Here is a 16600-nt window from a genome sequence, read left to right as displayed (position 1 = left end):
CTGGAGGCCCATTCCGGAGCGCCCATGACCTGCTGGCGGAGGACCCTCGCGCACCTGGCCGGTGGCTTGGCGCTCCTGGCCGCCCTGGTGGCCCCGCTGGCCTGCGGCCCCGAGGCGGCGTCTCCAACCCAGCCATCGGCCCAGCCGCCGGCCCAGGTGCGGCAGGCCCCGCCGAACGACCCGATTCCCGCGCCGGCCCGGGAGACCCTGGCCTATGTCCGTCAGCACGGCTACGCCCCGCCGGGGTACATCGGAGGGCGCGTCTTCGGGAACTACGAAGGGGTGCTGCCCCGCTACGACGCCCGCCGCAAGCGCCTCGAGTACCGGGAGTGGGACGTGCACCCCAAGGCCGAGGGGCGCAACCGCGGCGCCGAACGCCTGGTGACGGGCAGCGACGGCCGGGCCTGGTACACGGCGGACCACTACCGCACCTTCACCGAGGTGAAGTGATGGCCGGCGTGGACTGGTCCTTCCTGGCCTCGACCCAGCGGCCCCGCGTGCATGTGTGGTCCGGGTCTGCCTCCGCTCTGGTGGATGCCGCGCCCGTGGAGACGGGCCGGATGCTCCGCTGGCTGCGGGGCGACCGCATGCGGACCCGCCAGGGCCTCCTGGACGAATGGGCGGCCGCGGCGCAGTTTCCGCCCCACTTCGGCGGCACCTGGGACAGCCTGCGGGACTGCCTCTCGGACCTGCCCGAGGGCGGCGCCTTCCTGGTGCTGGAGGCGGACCAGCTCCTTCAGGACGCGCCGCCGGAGGATGGGGTCACGCTGATGGCTGTCCTGGCTGATGCTGCCGAGGATCTCGCCCCCCAGCCCTTTCACCTGGTGTTCCAGGTGGACCCCGCTCGCCGGGGGGACCTGGTGGCCGGCCTCCGGGCCCTGAATGTGGCCTACGGAGATCTCTAAAACTGGGCCTTGAAGGCCTCGAAGGCCTGGCGGAGGTCCGCCAGCTCCTCGCGCAGCGAAGCGATCTCGGCTTCCAGCTGCTCCACCCGGCCGGGTGCGGCCGGAACGGTGGGCCTGGCGGGAGCGGCCTCGGCCGCCACCGGGCCCGCGAGCAGGTGCGCCACCCGCGCCTCCCGGGCGCCCGGAGCGCGGGTCAGGCGCAGGGCCAGGGGGGGCTCGGCTTCCATCAGGGCCGCCAGGCAGCCCTCCAGCTCCGCCAGATCGGGGAAGGCGTACATGCGCTTCGTGTTCGTGCGCAGCTCGCCGGGCGTCTGGGGGCCCCGCAGCAGCAGCTCCGCCAGCAGGGCCGCTTCCTGCACGGAGAGGTTCCAGGTGGGTTTGGCCGTGTGGGCGAACTTCGTCACCCGGCCCGGCCAGGTCTCCACCAGGCCCCGCGCCATGAGCGCATCCGCCGCCGCCTGGACTTCGGCCTCCGGCACCGCCAGCACGGGTTCCCGGTTGCTGGACTGGTTGCAGGCGTTCACCAGGGCGTTCAGCGAGAGCGGGTAGACGTCCGGCGTGCTGAGCTGCTTCTCCAGCAGGCAGCCGAGGATGCGGCACTCCAGGGGGGCGAGGTCGAGATCGGGCATGGACGCATTATGCCTCCAGAGGAAGCCGCCCCAGGTCCTCCAGCAGGGCCCGCTGGGTGGCGGGGCCGAGCGAGGTGCCGGCCGCGAGCTCCGGCAGGTCTACCTCCAGGCCCGAGGGGACGCGGTCGCCCACGGGGAAGATGAGGAACTGCACGGAGGAGAGGCGGGCCTCGTCCATCTGGGTCGCATCGAAGCGGGCCGCCTCGCGGCTGCCGTCCGTGAAGGTCAGGTGCAGGTGGCCCGGAAGGCCCCGCCAGCGGCGGAGGAGCGCGGGACGCAGGGCCGCGTCGGGGATCTCGATGAGCAGGGTGCAACCCAGTTCCCCCTCGCCGCCGAGGAGGGCGTTGTAGGTGTCCAGCTCATGCTGGATGTCCGATTCGCGCACCATCTGCTCGGCCCGCACCATCTCCTGGATCTGGTAGCGGATGGTCTCCCGGTTCTCGAAGAGCAGGGTGAGGTGCTCGCCCAGGTGGACCCGCCGCAGGTCCTTGGCGGCCATGGCCGAGGCCCGGATGGCGTCCCGCCGATCGGTGTAGGTGAGGAAGTCCAGGATCTCGGCGCGCTCGACCCTCGCCGTCATGGTGTCTCCGGGGCGATGGGGTTCGGGAAGCCGTCCTTGCGGTAGGCCCGGGCGAGGATAGTCATGGGATGCAGGGCCCGCCGCCCGGCGTGCTGCTCGAACTGCATGCCCGCCAGGGGGCACTCCGTGGCCCAGACCGCCGCCTCTTCCGCGGCCTGCATGCCCGCGAAGGCCTTCTGGCCCACGCGCCGGCTGGCCTCGTAGGTCTCGGCGCGCATGGCGTAGGTGCCGTCGTGGCCGCAGCACTCCATCACAGAGGCGATGGAGACGCCAGGGATCTTCTTCAGCAGGTCGCGGCCCTTGAAGCCCACCCGCTGGGCGCGGAGGTGGCAGGGGGCGTGGTAGGCGATGGGGCCCGGGCTGGATTCGAAGCTCCAGTTGGCCCGGGGCTCGTTCCGGATGGACCAGAGGAACTCCGCCGGGTCGCGCACGGCGGCGGCGAGCTTCTTCGCGCGCTCGCGGTCCTCGCCCTCCAACAGCTCCGGGTACTCCTGGCGCAGCATCATGGCGCAGGTGGGGTTGATGGCCAGCACCAGCGAACCCGCCTCCACGTGGGGCATGAGGGCATCCAGGTTGGCGTGGGCCTGCTTCCGGAGGCTGTCCAGGTCGCCGTGCTCCCAGGCCGGCATGCCGCAGCACTGGAGCCCTTTCACGCAGCCCGCCCGGCAGCCGTTCTTCTCCAGCACCTCCAGGGTGTCCTTGCCGAGCTGGGGCTCGTTGTTCTGCACGATGCAGGTCTGGAAGAGCACGGCCTCGGCGCCGGGCTGCGCCTGGATGCGCCCGCTCTTCTCGGCCCAGGCCTCGAAGGTGGCCGAGGCGAAGTCCGGCAGGTGGGCCTCCCGGTGGATGCCCAGCGCCTTCTCCATGAACCAGCGGTGGATCGCCACCCGGTTCATGGTGTTGGCCAGGCCAAAGGAAGCCCGCGCCAGCTTCGCGGAGAGGTCCGGGTCGCCCAGGAGCCGATTGCGGAGGGTGCCGCCCTCGCGCTTCCGGCGCTGGGCCTGGTAGCGGTGGACAAGCTTGGGGAAGTCCAGGGCGAAGGCGTGGCCCTCCCGGGGCGTGTAGGGGCACTGCACCTCGCAGAGCTTGCACTGGAAGCAGTCGTCCATGACGCCGTCGCGCTCGGCCTTCGTGAGGGCACGCACATCGCCGTGGTGCCTCTCGTCCAGCAGGGCGAAGAGGCCTGGGAAGGTGTCGCAGTACTTGAAGCACATGCGGCAGCCATGGCAGATCTCGAAGGCCCGCTCCACCTCCTCCTTCAGCAAGGCCTCGTCCCAGTAGCGGGGATCCGCGGCGTCGTAGGTGGTGCCCTTCCCGGCCACGTAGCTGATGCGCTCTCCCGGCGTGGTGTGCGGGCGCGCCTGGTCGCCCATCTCGTAGCGTTCGGCCATGGCTCTGCCTCAAAAGACCTTTGGAACGCGAAGAGCGAAGGTGGCGAAGGACGCCAAGCAAGGCTTTCTATTCGCGGTTCTTCGCCCTATTCGCGCCCTTCGCGTTCCTCCTTCAGCTGATGGACTCGAGCATCTTCTGGAAGCGGCCGGCGTGGCTCTTCTCGGCCTTGGCCAGGGTCTCGAACCAGTCGGCGATCTCGGCGAAGCCCTCCTCGCGGGCGGTCTTGGCCATGCCCGGGTACATGTCCGTGTACTCGTGGGTCTCGCCGGCGATGGCGGCCTTGAGGTTCAGGGTGGTGTCGCCGATGGGCAGGTCCGTGGCGGGGTCGCCGACGGCCTTCAGGTAGTCCAGGTGCCCATGGGCGTGGCCGGTCTCGCCATCGGCGGTTTCCTTGAAGTTGCCGGCCACCTCCGGGTAGCCCTCGATGTCGGCCACCTTGGCGAAGTAGAGGTAGCGGCGGTTGGCCTGGGATTCGCCCGCGAAGGCGTCCTTCAGGTTCTGGTGCGTGCGGGTGCCTTTCAGCTTGGTCATGGCTCCTCCGGGATCGGGTCACCAACATAGGTTCTGGGACGCCCGTGGGCCGATACTTCTTGCGAATCGGACTGATAGGGAATGGCTATCGGGCCCGGGGTGAAGTCTTGGCTTTTTCGATCGGCGCTGCCATGCTCGGCGCCCATGGCGCGGCCTTCGGACCTTTCCCTCCGGCAGCTGGAGTACCTGGTGGCCCTGGCGGACACCCTGGGCTTCCACCGGGCCGCCGAGCGGGTCCACGTCTCCCAGCCCTCCCTCAGCGCCCAGATCCAGCAGATCGAGGCCACCCTGGGCCTGCGTCTCTTCGAGCGGGACCACCGCCGCGTGCTCCTCACGCCCGCGGGCGAGGCGGTGGTGGCCCGGGCCCGCCGCATCCTGCGGGAGACCCAGGATCTGCTGGCCTCGGCCCAGGCCTGGCGGGATCCCTTCCAGGGCACCTGGCGTCTGGGGGTCATCCCCACGGTGGCGCCCTACCTGCTGCCGGAGGTGCTGCCCGCCGTGACCGCCGCCCACCCGGACCTGCGCCTGAAGCTGCGGGAGGAGCGCACCCCCGTCCTGCTGGCGGAGCTGGCCGCCGGGGGCCTGGAGGCAGCCATCCTGGCGGAGGGGGCGGACCTGGGCGACCTGGTGCGCACGCCCCTGCGGGAGGACCCCTTCCTGCTGGCGGCGCCCCTCCACCATCCCGCGGCCCGGAAGGCCCAGGTGAGCCTGCGGGACCTAGCGGGCCAGCCCCTCCTCCTGCTGGAGGATGGCCATTGCCTGCGGGGCCAGGCCCTGGCCTTCTGCGGCGAGGCCGGGGCCCGGGAGGTGGACTTCCGGGCCTCCAGCCTGCCCACCCTGGTGCAGATGGTGGCTGCGGGCCTGGGCCTCACCCTGCTGCCCGGCCTCTGCATCCCGGTGGAAGCGAGCCGCGCGCCGCTGGCCCTGCGTCCCTTCAGCCGCCCGGCGCCGGGGCGCACCCTGGTGCTGGCCTGGCGGCGGGAGTCACCCCTGGCCGAAGCCATGGGGATCTTCGCAGAGGATCTGCGGAGGGCCTGGCCGGAATCCGGCTAGCGTCCCACCACGCCCGCGACCGGGCTGCTGGCGCTGGCGTAGAGGCGCTTGGGCATGCGCCCGCTCTCGAAGGCCAGGCGCCCCGCCTGCACGGCGTGGTCCATGGCCTGGGCCATCTTGGTGGGCTCGCCAGCCTCGGCCACGGCGGTGTTGAGCAGCACGCCGTCGGCGCCCAGCTCCATGGCGAGTGTGGCGTCGGAGGCCGTGCCCACGCCGGCGTCGACGATCATGGGCAGCTGGTAGGCCTCCACGACCTCCTTGATGAGCAGGAGGGTCATGGGGTTCTGCACGCCCAGGCCCGAGCCGATGGCGCTGCCCAGGGGCATGATGGCCGCGCAGCCCGCGTCGCAGAGCTTCTTGGCCAGGATGGGGTCGGCGTTCACGTAGGGCAGCACCGTGAAGCCCTCCTTCACGAGGATCTTCGCGGCCTCCAGGGTCTCCTCGTTGTCGGGGTAGAGCGACTTCTGGTCGCCGATGACCTCCAGCTTCACCCAGGGGGTGTCCAGGGCCTCCCGGGCCAGGCGGGCCACGCGGAGGGCCTCCTCGCGGGTGTAGCAGCCGGCGGTGTTGGGCAGCAGGGTGATGTCCTTGGGGATCCAGTGGAGGATGTTGTCCTCGCCCTTGGCATTCAAATCGAAGCGGCGCACGGCCAGGGTGACCATCTCCACCCGCGCGGCCCGGTAGCAGGCCTGCATGGTGGCGAAGTCCTTGTACTTGCCCGTGCCGAGGACGAGGCGGTTGCTGAAGGTCTTGCCGGCGATGACGAGGGACATGGGGCGCTCCGAGGTTCCAGTGTACCCTCAGGGCCCCTGGCTGCTCCGGGCGCTCTGGACGGTCAACGTCAGGTTCCGCTCGCCCATGGAACCCCGGAAGATCACCTGCACCGCCAGAGGCGTGCGGGAGTCCGGAGCGCGGAGGAAGATCAGCCCCCGTCGGGTCCCGCCAGCCGCCAGCCGGCCCGGGGCCCAGGCCTGCTCGCGGAAGAAGGCTTCCAGACGCCGATTGCTGCGGGCGGCGACGATGGCGTTGGGCACGCCGATGCAGGCGCCGGCGATGGTCAGCCCCTGGAAGACTGCTTGATCGGAAATAACCACGGGACCGCTGCTGGACTTCCCCGCGGCCCCCAGGCCGGCCAGACCCGGGAGAAGTGGGTAGAGGAGGTAGGCGACGCTCTGCTGCTTCACAAGGCTCGTCGCGGCCTCGGGCGGAAGGGCCGTGGCTCCGACCGAGGGGTCCAGGCGCAGGATCTCGAGGTCGGCCGAAGAGGTGTTCTCGAGGGTCAGCGTGAGGACGCACAGGTTCGCCTGAAGTGCCTTCTGCTCGTACCTTGAGTTGTCGCCCCAGGGCTGCGGCGCCAGCTGCCCAGCCAGGCCTTCACCCTGGACACTCGCGGGAGGCGTGGCGAGGGCCACGGGCCGGTAGATCCGAGCGCAGCCCAGGCCCCCGACGACCGCAAGCAGGGCGCAGAGCAGCGTTCTCATGGAGCCTCCCGGAGAGGCTGGGATCAGGCGGGATGGGGGCGAGGCCAAGGCGGCAGCGCGGAGGCGAGGCCCAGGAGAACGCCCCACCGGTGGGCGGCGGTGAGGGTCTGCCAGCCGTCAGGGTGGAGCAGGAAGCTGCCCCCGAAGGCCGCCTCGGCGCCCAGTTTCAGCCCGAGTCCCCCGAGCATCAACAGACCGACGGGTGTGGATCCCTGCTGTCCGGCTAGGCGCAGGCCCGCCAGGGCCCAAAGGGCGCAGGCCAGGCCCGAGGCGCCGCGGTATTCGCCGCCACCCAGGGAGGGCAGGAGGAGCAGGCTCACCAGGGGCGGGAGGACGAGCATCGCCAGGGCCAGCCGCCGCCGGTTGCGGGGGGCGGCCAGGATCCAGGGCACGGCCAGGGCCACGGCGTTGGCCAGGGCGTGCTCCCAGCCGAAGTGGACCAGGTGCCCGGTCCAGAGGCGCCAGGGCTCCCGCAGGGCCTCCGCGGTGAGGGCGAGAGTGTCCATCAGCCCCGCCGGAACCGGAGAGCGAGGCCGAGCAGGGCCAGGGCGCCCAGGGCCTCGATCCATCCGAAACTGCCGCCGAAGTTCCGGCCGCCGCTCTGGCGCAGGGACACGCCCTGGCGGTCCACCACGTCCACGTCCTTGCGCTCGCCCCGGGCCACCTCAGCATTGAAGGCGCCCATCTCGGCGTCGAGGTTCTTGGCCAGGTCCGTCATGGCCAGCTCCAGGCCCTTGGCCGAGTGCTCGCGCAGCTGCTTCTCGCGATAGGCCCAGGTGGAGCTGCCCTTGACCTGGCTCTGCCCAGGGGCGCGCAGCAGGAAGGTGTGGCTGGCCACGTCGTAGACCGCGGCGTCGATGAGCGTGTTCGTGTCGTTGGCGTCGCCCGGCAGCACGTAGGCGCCCACGATGGAGAGGTAGGTGAAGCTGTACCAGCGGGGGTCGGTGTTCTGCACCTGGTCCACGCTCACCAGGGCCATGACGTCCACGCCGTACATCCGGGCCACCTGGTCCATGTTCTCGAAGCCGCCGCCCGGACGGAGGTAGGCGCCGGGGACGAGCTTGATCTCGGAGATCCAGGGCCGGTCCTGGAAGCTCCGCTTCACCACGTCCAGAAGCTGCTTCTCCTGGCCCGGGGCCATGAGGTTCTGGACCCGCCAGGAGGCCGTGCCGCCCGGGACGAAGGCCACCCCCAGCTTCAGGGGCAGCTTGAGGCGGGCCCCGGCGGGGTTCGGCATGGGGGCGGCCTTCTCCTTCGGATAGAGATAGTCCATGAGGCTGCTGCGGCGGACGTGTGTCTCCGGCATGTTGCAGCCGAGGAAGGCCAGGAGGGCCAAGGCGGCGGCGAGGAAGGGGCGGCGGGACATCGGAACTCCTTGGGAACCGCACTCAATACGCATGCGTATGGATGCCATACGGTATGGTATGGTAAGCTGCCCTGTTCACCTGTCAAGGCCGCCATGCCCGCTCCCCGCAAGAAGCCCCGCCGCCCCGCCGAGCCCCTGTCCCCTGAGGTCTGGGTGAAGGCGGCTCAGGCCCTCATCATCCGGGAGGGCGTGTCGGCCGTGGCGGTGGAGCCGCTGGCCCAGGCGCTGGGGGTCACGAAGGGAAGCTTCTACTGGCACTTCGACAGCCGGGACGCCCTCATCAAGGCGGCTCTGGCGGACTGGGAGCAGGACCAGAGCGCCGATGTGGTGACCCGCTATGGGGGCATCGCCGACCCCCGACGGCGCCTGCGGGTGCTGCTCTTCGCAGCCTTCGAGGACGTGGAGAACGGCCTCTTCTTCGCGGCCCTGGCGCTTTCCGGCGAGGACCCCCGCGTGGCGCCCTTCCTCCGCCGCGCCACGGAGCGCCGCCTGACCTTCGGCGCCGAGGCCTTCCTGGCCCTGGGCCTGACGGAAACGGAGGCGCGCCAGCGGGCCCTGCTGGCCTACGCCGCCTATGCGGGCTATTTCCAGCTGCTGCGGGCCACGCCCAAGGCGGTGAAGGAAGTGACGGACCTCAGCGGCTACGTGCGCCAGCTGGCGGATGCCCTGGTGCCCGCGCGGGCCCCAAGGAGGACTTGAACTCCGGCGCCGGTGGGCGTTCCATGGAGCCATCCCACGGTGATCCATGGCCGCCATCCTGATCGTCCCCGGCTATCAGAACTCGGGCCCCGGCCACTGGCAGAGCCTGTGGGAGGGCAGCCTGAGGGACGCGAAGCGGGTGGAGATGCCCAACTGGGAGTTCCCCCACAAGGTGGACTGGGTGGAGGCCCTGGACGAGGCCATCGCCGGTTGCACGGAACCGCCCATCCTCGTGGGCCACTCGCTGGGCTGCCTGGCGATCGTCCACTGGGCGAAGGACCATGACCGCGAGATCCGAGGAGCCCTCCTGGCGGCGCCCTCGGATGTGGAGCGTCCGGACGCGATGCCGGTCCTGCGAGGCTTCGCGCCGATCCCCCGACAGCGGCTGCCCTTCCCGGCCATCCTGGCCGCCTCGTCGGATGATCCCTTCCTGGCGCCGGCCCGGGCCCACACCCTGGCCTCGGATTGGGGGGCCCGGCTGGTGGACCTGGGACCCTGCGGGCACCTGAACCTGGCCTCGGGCCACGGCCCCTGGCCCCGGGGCGAGGGCCTGCTGGCCGACATCCGTTAGCGGGTTGCGGAAGGGGCCCCCGGCATGGGAAGGTGGAGGTTCCGATGGAGGAGCGGTCCCCATCAGTACTGGCGGCGAGGGCGATGAACCCGATGACCCGGTGGGAAAGGGGAGGATCGCCGAAGGGTTCGCGAATCATCGGCGCGGCCCCTGGACGTCGAGGCGAAAGCCCGGCGGCTGTCGTGCCGGTCACCCGGCGCGGAGGGCCTGAGGCGCGGCGGTGGGATCCTTCCCCCCGCGTTCCTGATGGCACCGTCGGCCCGCCGAGGTTTCCATGAACGCCACCCCCGCTGATCTCCGAAGCTGGCTCACCGGCAGCCTCCAGCGGCTCTGTGCGCGCGAGACGACCTCGGGCCAGGAGGACGCGGGCCTGCCGGAGCTGCGGGAGCTTCTCCGGGAGCTCGGCGCCACGGTGGTGGAGCAGCCCGTGGCCGAGGGCCGCACCAACGTGCTGGCCACCTGGGGCCGGCCGAAGGTCCTCTTCTCCACGCACCTGGACACGGTGCCGCCCCACCTGCCGCTCCGCCTGGAGGGCGAGGTCTTCCATGGCCGGGGGGCCTGCGACGCCAAGGGCCAGGTCGCGGCCCAGCTCGGCGCCGTGAAGACGCTCCTGGCCGAGGGCCGCGAAGGCCTGGCCTGGCTGGGGGTGGTGGGCGAGGAGACGGACAGCGCCGGAGCCACCGCGGCCCTGGGCCTGGCGGACCGGCTGCGGGACCTGCGGGTCCTCGTCAACGGCGAGCCCACGGACCTGAAGCTGGCTACGGGCCAGCGCGGGGCCCAGCACCTGCACCTCCGCTGCGCGGGTCGCGCCGCCCACAGCGGCAGCCCCGAGCTGGGCCACGACGCCGCCTGGCCCCTGCTGGACTGGCTCCAGCGTCTGCGCGACCAGCCGCGCCCCGTGGACCCGGCGCTGGGCCCGGAGGTCTGGAACCTGGGCATCCTCCGCGCGGGCGAGGCCCTCAATTCCGTGCCCGCGGCGGGGGAAGCCCGGCTCATGATCCGCACCCTGCCCGGGAGCACCTTCGTGGACGAGGCCCGGCGCCTGGCGCCGCCCGAGGGCTCCCTGACCCTCACGCTGGACGAGCCGCCGGACCGCTATCCCGAGATTCCCGGCTTCGAGCGGGCCCCCATGCCCTTCGGCTCCGACGCCCCCACCCTGCGGGCCCTGGTGCCGGACCGCACCGTGGTGCTGGCGGGGCCCGGCAGCATCCGCGTGGCGCACACGCTGGAGGAACACCTCAGCCTCGTCGACCTCGAGGCGGGCGTGGCGCTCAATCACCGATTGGCCTTGCACTTCCTGGGAGACTGAACCATGACCGCCAAAATCCCCGTCACCGTCCTGGGCGCCACTGGCGTCGTCGGCCAGCGCTTCGTGCGCCGGCTGGCCAACCATCCCCTCTTCCGCGTGGAGCATCTGGCTGCCAGCGAGCGCAGCGCCGGCAAGCGCTACCGCGACGCCTGCGCCTGGCGCCTGGATGGCGAACCCTACGGCGGCCTGGGCGACCAGGTCATGGCCGAGGGCACGCCGGAGTTCGCCCTCTCGCCCGTGGTCTTCAGCGCCCTGGACACGGGCCCGGCCAAGGAGCTGGAGCCCGAGTTCGCCCGGGCCGGGGCCATGGTGTTCTCCAACGCCGCGGCCTTCCGCATGTCGCCGGAGGTCCCCCTGCTGGTGCCCGAGGTGAACGCGGACCACCTGGGCCTTCTGGACGTGCAGCGCCACCACCACGGCTGGAGCGGCGGGATCGTCACCAACGCCAACTGCACCGCCACGGTGCTGGTGATGGCGCTCGCGCCCCTGCAGCGGGCCTTCGGCATCGAGGCCGTGATGATGACCTCCATGCAGGCCATCAGCGGCGCGGGCTATCCCGGCGTGGCCAGCCTGGACATCCTGGGCAACGTCATCCCCTTCATCCGCAACGAGGAACCCAAGGTAGAGGAGGAGACCCCGAAGATGCTGGGCCGCTTCACGGGCAAGGAGGTGGAGCTGGCGCCCATGCTGGTGAGCGCCCTCTGCCACCGCGTGCCCGTCATCGAAGGCCACACGGAGGCCGTGAGCGTGAAGCTGAAGGGCAACCCGTCCCTGGAGGCGGTGCGCGACGCCTGGCTGGCTTGGCGGCCCGAGCCCCAGCAGCTCAAGCTCTTCTCCGCGCCGCCGGTGCCCATCCATGTCCACACCCTGGAGGATCGCCCCCAGGTGCGCCGCGACGTGGAGAAGGATGAGGGCATGAGCGTCCACGTGGGCCGCCTGCGGCCCTGCCCCATCCTCGGCGTGAAGTTCGCGCTGCTAGGGCACAACACGGAAAGAGGCGCCGCCGGCGGCAGCATCCTCAATGCGGAACTCGCCCACGCGAAGGGGTACCTCCGATGATCGTCCTCAAGTTCGGCGGCAGCAGTGTGGCCGACGCGGCCTGCATGCGGCAGGTGGCGGGCCTGGTGAAGACGGCGCTTCCGCAGGCGCCCCTGGTGGTGCTGTCCGCCATGGGCAAGACCACCAACGGCCTCTTCGATGCCGCCAAGGCGGCCGAGGCCGGCGACCTGGGCGGGGCCATGGAGCGCCAGCGCAAGCTCATGGCCGCCCACCGGAAGGCGGCGGAGGATCTCTTCGCCGGCGCGGTGCCGGAGGATCTGGACGCGGCCCTGACGGAGCTCTTCGGGGAGCTGGAGCTGCTGCTCCGGGGCGTGGCCATGCTGCGCGAGCTGAGTCCCCGCAGCATGGACGCCATTGCCTCCCTGGGCGAGCGGCTGTCCACTCGGATCTTCGCGGCCTTCCTGGGCGGCGCCTGGGTGGACGCCCGCACCGTGCTGCGCACGGACGCGGTCTTCGGCGAGGCGGCCCCGCAGCCGGAGGCCATCAAGGCCCTGGCGGCGCAGCACCTGAAGCCGCTGGTCATGCCGGGCCGCTCCGTCATCACCCAGGGCTACATCGGCGCCACGGAGGACGGCCTCACCACCACCCTCGGCCGCGGCGGCAGCGACTTCTCCGCCGCGCTCTTCGGCGCGGCCCTGGGGGCGGCCGAGGTTCAGATCTGGACCGACGTGGAAGGCGTGCTCACCTGTGATCCCCGCATCGTTCCCGAGGCCCTACCCATCCCCGAGCTGAGCTTCGCGGAAGCGGCGGAGCTGGCGGCCTTCGGCGCCAAGGTGCTGCATCCGGCCACCATCCAGCCGGCCGTGGAGGCCCGCATCCCCGTCACGGTGCGCCACACGCAGAAGCCGGAGGGCCGCTTCACCACCATCTCCGCCGAGGTCCGCACGGGCCGGCCCATCACGGCGCTGGCCAGCCGCGGGCCCGTGACGGTCCTCACGGTGAGCAGCTCCCGCATGCTGGCCCAGAGCGGCTTCCTGGCCCGCCTCTTCGAGGTGTTCGGGCGGCGCGGCGTGAGCGTCGACCTGGTGGCCACCGCCGAGGTGAGCGTCTCCCTCACGGTGGAGGCGGACATGCCCCTGAAGGCCCTGATCAAGGACCTCTCCGCCTTCGCCACGGTGGAGGTGAACGAGGACCGGGCCATCATCGCCGCCGTGGGCGAGCGGCTCAAGTCCACGCCGGGCCTGGGCGCGCGCCTGCTCTCGGCCCTGGGCGACATCAACGTGGAGATGATCAGCATGGGCGCCAACGAGATCAACCTGAGCCTCGTGGTGCGCCGGGAGCAGGGCGACGAGGCCCTGCGCCGCCTCCACAAGGTGCTGGTGGGAGGGGCGCCGTGACCCTCCGTCTCGGCCTCTTCGGGAAGGGCCGCCTGGGCTCGGCCATCGCCGCCGAGGCCGGGGAGGCCCTGGCCTGGCACGTCGGCCGAGGCGAGACCCCGTCGTCCAGGGTCGAGGTGGCCATCGACGCCAGCGTGGCCGAGGCCGCGGAGGCGCACCTGGCCTGGGCCCTGGAGACAGGCACGGACCTGGTGATCGGCACCACCGGCTGGTCCATGCCCGATCTCGAGATCCGGGTCGCCGGCCGCATCGGCGTGCTGACCGCCTCGAACTTCTCCCTGGCCGTGGCCCTGATGGCCCGGATGGCCACCGTGCTGGGCCGCTTCGCCGCCCTGGATCCCGCCCGCGATCCCTACCTGGTGGAGCATCACCACCGGCTCAAGGCCGATGCGCCCTCGGGCACCGCCAAGACCCTGGCGGCGGCCCTGATGGCGGGCTGCCCCCGCAAGACCGAGTGGACCCTCGGCACCCCGGCGCCGCACCAGCTGAGCCTGGGGGTGGTCCGGGCCGGCGCCGAGTTCGGCACGCACACCGTGGGCCTGGACGCCCCGGCGGAAGTGCTGGAGCTCACGCACCGGGCCCGGTCCCGCGCCCCGTTCGCCCAGGGCGCCCTGGCGGCCGCCCAGTGGCTCCACGGCCGCAAGGGTGTCTTCGGCATGGATGACCTTGCCGCCGATCTGCTTGATCCCCTCTTTGTGTTTGGAGACAGACCATGACCCTCGATCTCTCCGGCCTGGCCGTCGCCCTGGCCACGCCGTTCACGGCCTCGGGCGAGGTGGACCTGCCCGCCTATCGCAAGCTGGTGCGCCACGTGGCGGCCGGCGGGGCGGACTTCCTCGTGCCCCTGGGTTCCACCGGCGAGGCCGCCACCATCCTCGACGCGGAGCGCGACGCCATCATCTCGGCCTGCCTTGAGGAGGCCGGCGGCCGTCCGGTGGTGGTGGGCACGGGCCACAACGCCACGCGCCAGGCCGCGGCGATGACGAAGCGGGCCCAGGCCCTTGGCGCCCAGGGGGCCCTGGTGGTGACGCCCTATTACAACAAGCCCACGCCGGACGGCCTCGTGGCCCACTTCGCCACCGTGGCCGAGGCCGCGCCGGGGCTGCCGATCATCGCCTACAACGTGCCGGGCCGCACCGGGCTGAACGTGACCCCGCCGGTCCTGGCGCGCCTCTGGGAGAACCCCCAGGTGGTGGCCGTGAAGGAGAGCAGCGGCAACCTGGCGCAGATCGCGGAAATCGTCCGCCAGCTGCCCAAGGGGAAGGTCCTGCTGTCGGGCGACGACAACCTGGCCGTGGCCTCCATCGCCGTGGGGGCCTCGGGTCTGATCTCGGTGCTTGGGAACGCGCTGCCCCGGGAGACCGCCGCCCTGGTCGCCGCCGCCCGCCGGGGGGATCGAAATGAGGCGCTCCGCCTCCACCAGCAGCTGCTGCCCCTCATGGACGCCCTCTTCCTCGAGAGCAACCCCATCCCGCTGAAGGCCGCCCTCCGCATGCTGGGCCTCTGCGGGGAAGGCCTGCGCCTGCCCCTGGTTCCCGCCGTCGCCGCCACGCGCACCCGCCTGGCCGAGGCCCTCTGCCTCTCCACCGAGGGCACCTTCCCCGGAGTGATCTGATGGTCGTCGACCTCGGTACCATCCACCGCTTCTTCAGCCGTCCTCCCGAGGACCTGGCCGCCGATCCCGAAGCCCCGGCCATGCATCAGGTGCTTCTCTCCGCCCTGGAGAGCGGGATCGTGCGGGCCGCCGAACAGCAGCCGGACGGCAGCTGGCAGGCCAATCCCTGGGTGAAGCAGGCCATCCTCTGCGGCTTCCGGCGCACCAACATCGTGGAGATGCCGGGCCCCGGCTTCCCCATGTTCGACAAGACCGCCTATCCGGCCCGCCACTTCGGATTGGAGGACGGCGTGCGCCTGGTGCCCGGCGGCTCCTCCGTGCGGCGCGGCGCCCACATCGCCAAGGGCGTGGTGATCATGCCGCCGGCCTACGTGAACGTGGGCGCCTTCGTGGACGAGGGCACCATGGTGGACAGCCACGCCCTGGTGGGCAGCTGCGCCCAGATCGGCAAGCGGGTGCACCTCAGCGCCGCCGCCCAGATCGGCGGGGTGCTCGAGCCCGCCGGGGCCCGGCCCGTGGTGGTGGAGGATGACGCCTTCGTGGGCGGCCTCGTGGGCCTCTTCGAGGGCATCGTCGTGCGCAGGCGCGCCGTGCTGGCCTCGGGCGTGGTCATCACGGGCAGCACGGTCATCTACGACCTGGTCCACGGCCGCGAGCTGCTTCGCGAGGTGCCGGAAGGGGCCGTGGTGGTGCCGGGCTCCCGGCCGGCCTCCGGGGACTTCGCCCGGGCCCAGGGCCTCCAGCTCTCCGCGCCCTGCATCGTCAAGTACCGCGACGACCGGACCGACGCCGCCACGGCGCTGGAACAGGCCCTGCGGTAGTGGGTGGCGAACAACATGCAAACGGCCAGGACACCAGGGCGCCAAGAACTGCAAAAGCCTTTTGTCTTTGCTTGGTGTCTTGGTGCCTTGGTGGTGATCTGTTGCTTTTGAGGTCTTGATGAAGCCCGCCTCTCGCCTGTCTTTACTGAAGCCCTCGCCCATCCGCGCCATCACGGACGGCACGCCGCCCGGAGCCATCCCCCTGGGCCTGGGCGAGCCCACCTGGGACCTGCCGGAGGTGGGGCGGAAGGCGCTGCTGCGCAACCCCGGGCCCTGCCCCTACGTGCCGCATGTTGGGTTGCTGGACCTGCGCAAGGCCGTGGCCGCCTTCCACGGTGCCCACGTGGACGAGGTGCTCATCACCACCGGCTCCCAGGGGGCGCTGTTCTCGCTCTTCCAGGCCTGGGTGGATCCGGGCACGAAGGTGCTGGTGCCGGATCCGGGCTTCGTGGCCTACCCGGCCCTCGCCCTCATGGCGGGCGCCGAGGTCGTGCCCTACGCGCTCTCGAAGGACCGCTTCCGTCTGGATGCGGAGGCCCTGATCCGCGTGCTGGATGCCACGCCGGACGTGTCCGCCGTGATCCTCAACCTGCCCTCGAACCCCACGGGGGGCGGCGGGAGCCTGGAGGCCCTGAAGCGCGTGGCCGACGCCTGCATCGCCCGCGGCGTGCTGCTCATCTCGGACGAGGTCTACCGCGATCTGCACTTCGGCACCCGCTGCCCCAGCCTGCGGGACGTGACGGACCGCGGCGTGGTGACTAGCTCCGTGAGCAAGGGCTGGGGCGCCCCGGGCCTGCGCGTGGGCTGGGCCGTGGGCGATCCCGTCTGGCTCCTTCCCGCCCGCACGGTGCATGGCTACGCGGTGACCGGCACGGCCACGCCGGCGCAATGGGCCGCGCTGGCCCTGATCGAGCACTCGGACACCGTGCTGGCTGAGGCCCGCGCCGCCGTGGGCGAGCGCTGGGAGGCTCTGGCCGCGGCCCTGCGCGAAGAGCTGGGCCAGACGCCGGCCCCGCCCGACGGCACCTTCTACCACTTCATGGCCCTGCCCGAAGTTGCCCACGCCGATCCCGTGGCCTTCTGCCTGAAGCTGCGCGACGAGGCCAAGGTGGTGCTCATCCCGGGCCTCGCCTTCGGCGAAGGCGGCCGCGGCCACGCCCGCCTCAGCTTCGCCGCCACACCCGAGCAACTGCGCGAAGGCGTGAAGCGGCTGGCGCCGTTCTGGAAGAACTGATCCACGGCTAGAGGTTCT

At 71.7% G+C, this 16600-nt stretch carries 20 protein-coding genes and 1 riboswitch; of the genes, 12 read left to right on the top strand and 8 right to left on the bottom strand.

Annotated features, from left to right (window positions below; translation table 11 throughout):
- The first annotated feature begins 24 nt into the window (after positions 1-24).
- Both MLE64_RS12315 and MLE64_RS12310 read left to right on the top strand, forming a co-directional pair.
- Positions 25-450, top strand: coding sequence for a guanyl-specific ribonuclease (locus MLE64_RS12315; RefSeq protein WP_243318008.1), 426 nt, complete (start codon positions 25-27; stop codon positions 448-450).
- Entirely contained in the window at positions 450-905 is a 456-nt protein-coding gene (locus tag MLE64_RS12310) for a barstar family protein (protein ID WP_243318007.1), read from the top strand. The genes MLE64_RS12315 and MLE64_RS12310 overlap by 1 nt, the downstream gene beginning before the upstream one ends.
- Here MLE64_RS12310 and MLE64_RS12305 read toward each other — a convergent pair.
- The 4 genes from MLE64_RS12305 to MLE64_RS12290 form a co-directional block, all read right to left on the bottom strand.
- Positions 902-1534, bottom strand: coding sequence for a YceH family protein (locus MLE64_RS12305; protein ID WP_243318006.1), 633 nt, complete (start codon positions 1532-1534; stop codon positions 902-904). The two genes, MLE64_RS12310 and MLE64_RS12305, sit on opposite strands and share 4 nt — an antisense overlap.
- Before the next feature lie 7 nt (positions 1535-1541).
- Positions 1542-2114: a DUF3501 family protein gene (locus tag MLE64_RS12300; protein ID WP_243318005.1), complete on the bottom strand. Its 573-nt coding sequence runs from the start codon at positions 2112-2114 to the stop codon at positions 1542-1544.
- A complete protein-coding gene (locus MLE64_RS12295; protein WP_243318004.1) occupies positions 2111-3505 on the bottom strand; it encodes a heterodisulfide reductase-related iron-sulfur binding cluster in 1395 nt (464 codons plus the stop codon). Before MLE64_RS12295 ends, MLE64_RS12300 begins: the two co-directional genes overlap by 4 nt.
- 112 nt (positions 3506-3617) lie before the next feature.
- On the bottom strand, positions 3618-4037 hold the full coding sequence (locus MLE64_RS12290) for a rubrerythrin family protein (protein ID WP_243318003.1): 420 nt from the start codon (positions 4035-4037) through the stop codon (positions 3618-3620).
- Between the two features lie 144 nt (positions 4038-4181).
- On the opposite strand from MLE64_RS12290, the gene MLE64_RS12285 reads away from it, so the two are divergent.
- Positions 4182-5090 carry a LysR substrate-binding domain-containing protein gene (locus tag MLE64_RS12285; protein ID WP_243318002.1) on the top strand — a complete coding sequence of 303 codons (909 nt, stop codon included), beginning with the start codon at positions 4182-4184 and terminating at the stop codon, positions 5088-5090.
- Here MLE64_RS12285 and MLE64_RS12280 read toward each other — a convergent pair.
- The 4 genes from MLE64_RS12280 to rhlP are packed head-to-tail and all read right to left on the bottom strand — an operon-like array spanning position 5087 to position 7937.
- Positions 5087-5863, bottom strand: coding sequence for a thiazole synthase (locus tag MLE64_RS12280; RefSeq protein WP_243318001.1), 777 nt, complete (start codon positions 5861-5863; stop codon positions 5087-5089). The two genes, MLE64_RS12285 and MLE64_RS12280, sit on opposite strands and share 4 nt — an antisense overlap.
- A 27-nt stretch (positions 5864-5890) precedes the next feature.
- Positions 5891-6571: a hypothetical protein gene (locus MLE64_RS12275; protein WP_243318000.1), complete on the bottom strand. Its 681-nt coding sequence runs from the start codon at positions 6569-6571 to the stop codon at positions 5891-5893.
- Between the two features lie 23 nt (positions 6572-6594).
- On the bottom strand, positions 6595-7077 hold the full coding sequence (locus tag MLE64_RS12270) for a hypothetical protein (protein WP_243317999.1): 483 nt from the start codon (positions 7075-7077) through the stop codon (positions 6595-6597).
- The gene (gene rhlP / locus MLE64_RS12265; RefSeq protein WP_243317998.1) at positions 7077-7937 is read right to left on the bottom strand and encodes a rhombotarget lipoprotein; all 861 of its coding nucleotides are present in this window, start codon (positions 7935-7937) and stop codon (positions 7077-7079) included. Before rhlP ends, MLE64_RS12270 begins: the two co-directional genes overlap by 1 nt.
- A gap of 93 nt (positions 7938-8030) precedes the next feature.
- On the opposite strand from rhlP, the gene MLE64_RS12260 reads away from it, so the two are divergent.
- From MLE64_RS12260 to MLE64_RS12220, 9 genes are all read left to right on the top strand, one after another.
- Entirely contained in the window at positions 8031-8636 is a 606-nt protein-coding gene (locus MLE64_RS12260) for a TetR/AcrR family transcriptional regulator (RefSeq protein ID WP_243317997.1), read from the top strand.
- A 46-nt stretch (positions 8637-8682) separates the two neighbouring features.
- The gene (locus tag MLE64_RS12255) at positions 8683-9207 is read left to right on the top strand and encodes an RBBP9/YdeN family alpha/beta hydrolase (RefSeq protein WP_243295231.1); all 525 of its coding nucleotides are present in this window, start codon (positions 8683-8685) and stop codon (positions 9205-9207) included.
- 37 nt (positions 9208-9244) lie between these two features.
- Positions 9245-9424: riboswitch (Lysine riboswitch) on the top strand.
- A 57-nt stretch (positions 9425-9481) separates the two neighbouring features.
- Positions 9482-10516 (top strand): M20/M25/M40 family metallo-hydrolase, encoded by a 1035-nt coding sequence (locus MLE64_RS12250; RefSeq protein WP_243317996.1) that lies wholly within the window; start codon positions 9482-9484, stop codon positions 10514-10516.
- Between the two features lie 3 nt (positions 10517-10519).
- Complete coding sequence (gene asd, locus MLE64_RS12245; RefSeq protein WP_243317995.1) at positions 10520-11575, top strand: aspartate-semialdehyde dehydrogenase; 1056 nt, start codon at positions 10520-10522, stop codon at positions 11573-11575.
- The gene (gene lysC / locus MLE64_RS12240; RefSeq protein ID WP_243317994.1) at positions 11572-12912 is read left to right on the top strand and encodes a lysine-sensitive aspartokinase 3; all 1341 of its coding nucleotides are present in this window, start codon (positions 11572-11574) and stop codon (positions 12910-12912) included. Before asd ends, lysC begins: the two co-directional genes overlap by 4 nt.
- Positions 12909-13628 carry a 4-hydroxy-tetrahydrodipicolinate reductase gene (locus MLE64_RS12235; protein WP_243317993.1) on the top strand — a complete coding sequence of 240 codons (720 nt, stop codon included), beginning with the start codon at positions 12909-12911 and terminating at the stop codon, positions 13626-13628. Before lysC ends, MLE64_RS12235 begins: the two co-directional genes overlap by 4 nt.
- On the top strand, positions 13625-14527 hold the full coding sequence (dapA, locus tag MLE64_RS12230; RefSeq protein WP_243317992.1) for a 4-hydroxy-tetrahydrodipicolinate synthase: 903 nt from the start codon (positions 13625-13627) through the stop codon (positions 14525-14527). The genes MLE64_RS12235 and dapA overlap by 4 nt, the downstream gene beginning before the upstream one ends.
- Positions 14527-15348 carry a 2,3,4,5-tetrahydropyridine-2,6-dicarboxylate N-succinyltransferase gene (locus tag MLE64_RS12225; protein WP_243317991.1) on the top strand — a complete coding sequence of 274 codons (822 nt, stop codon included), beginning with the start codon at positions 14527-14529 and terminating at the stop codon, positions 15346-15348. Before dapA ends, MLE64_RS12225 begins: the two co-directional genes overlap by 1 nt.
- A 118-nt stretch (positions 15349-15466) precedes the next feature.
- Complete coding sequence (locus MLE64_RS12220; RefSeq protein ID WP_243317990.1) at positions 15467-16582, top strand: pyridoxal phosphate-dependent aminotransferase; 1116 nt, start codon at positions 15467-15469, stop codon at positions 16580-16582.
- Positions 16583-16600 lie beyond the last annotated feature (18 nt).

The sequence above is a fragment of the Geothrix paludis genome (assembly GCF_022808815.1).
Lineage (GTDB): Bacteria > Acidobacteriota > Holophagae > Holophagales > Holophagaceae > Geothrix > Geothrix paludis.
This window is presented reverse-complemented; position numbering and strand designations above follow the sequence as displayed.

Coding starts and splice junctions, on each gene's coding strand:
- MLE64_RS12255 (WP_243295231.1), top strand. CDS start 8,683: ATGGCCGCCATCCTGATCGTCCCCGGCTATCAGAACTCGGGCCCCGGC.
- rhlP (WP_243317998.1), bottom strand. CDS start 7,937: ATGTCCCGCCGCCCCTTCCTCGCCGCCGCCTTGGCCCTCCTGGCCTTC.
- MLE64_RS12310 (WP_243318007.1), top strand. CDS start 450: ATGGCCGGCGTGGACTGGTCCTTCCTGGCCTCGACCCAGCGGCCCCGC.
- MLE64_RS12250 (WP_243317996.1), top strand. CDS start 9,482: ATGAACGCCACCCCCGCTGATCTCCGAAGCTGGCTCACCGGCAGCCTC.
- MLE64_RS12275 (WP_243318000.1), bottom strand. CDS start 6,571: ATGAGAACGCTGCTCTGCGCCCTGCTTGCGGTCGTCGGGGGCCTGGGC.
- MLE64_RS12305 (WP_243318006.1), bottom strand. CDS start 1,534: ATGCCCGATCTCGACCTCGCCCCCCTGGAGTGCCGCATCCTCGGCTGC.
- MLE64_RS12295 (WP_243318004.1), bottom strand. CDS start 3,505: ATGGCCGAACGCTACGAGATGGGCGACCAGGCGCGCCCGCACACCACG.
- MLE64_RS12260 (WP_243317997.1), top strand. CDS start 8,031: ATGCCCGCTCCCCGCAAGAAGCCCCGCCGCCCCGCCGAGCCCCTGTCC.
- MLE64_RS12270 (WP_243317999.1), bottom strand. CDS start 7,077: ATGGACACTCTCGCCCTCACCGCGGAGGCCCTGCGGGAGCCCTGGCGC.
- MLE64_RS12225 (WP_243317991.1), top strand. CDS start 14,527: ATGGTCGTCGACCTCGGTACCATCCACCGCTTCTTCAGCCGTCCTCCC.
- MLE64_RS12220 (WP_243317990.1), top strand. CDS start 15,467: ATGAAGCCCGCCTCTCGCCTGTCTTTACTGAAGCCCTCGCCCATCCGC.
- MLE64_RS12290 (WP_243318003.1), bottom strand. CDS start 4,037: ATGACCAAGCTGAAAGGCACCCGCACGCACCAGAACCTGAAGGACGCC.
- MLE64_RS12315 (WP_243318008.1), top strand. CDS start 25: ATGACCTGCTGGCGGAGGACCCTCGCGCACCTGGCCGGTGGCTTGGCG.
- dapA (WP_243317992.1), top strand. CDS start 13,625: ATGACCCTCGATCTCTCCGGCCTGGCCGTCGCCCTGGCCACGCCGTTC.
- asd (WP_243317995.1), top strand. CDS start 10,520: ATGACCGCCAAAATCCCCGTCACCGTCCTGGGCGCCACTGGCGTCGTC.
- MLE64_RS12300 (WP_243318005.1), bottom strand. CDS start 2,114: ATGACGGCGAGGGTCGAGCGCGCCGAGATCCTGGACTTCCTCACCTAC.
- lysC (WP_243317994.1), top strand. CDS start 11,572: ATGATCGTCCTCAAGTTCGGCGGCAGCAGTGTGGCCGACGCGGCCTGC.
- MLE64_RS12280 (WP_243318001.1), bottom strand. CDS start 5,863: ATGTCCCTCGTCATCGCCGGCAAGACCTTCAGCAACCGCCTCGTCCTC.
- MLE64_RS12285 (WP_243318002.1), top strand. CDS start 4,182: ATGGCGCGGCCTTCGGACCTTTCCCTCCGGCAGCTGGAGTACCTGGTG.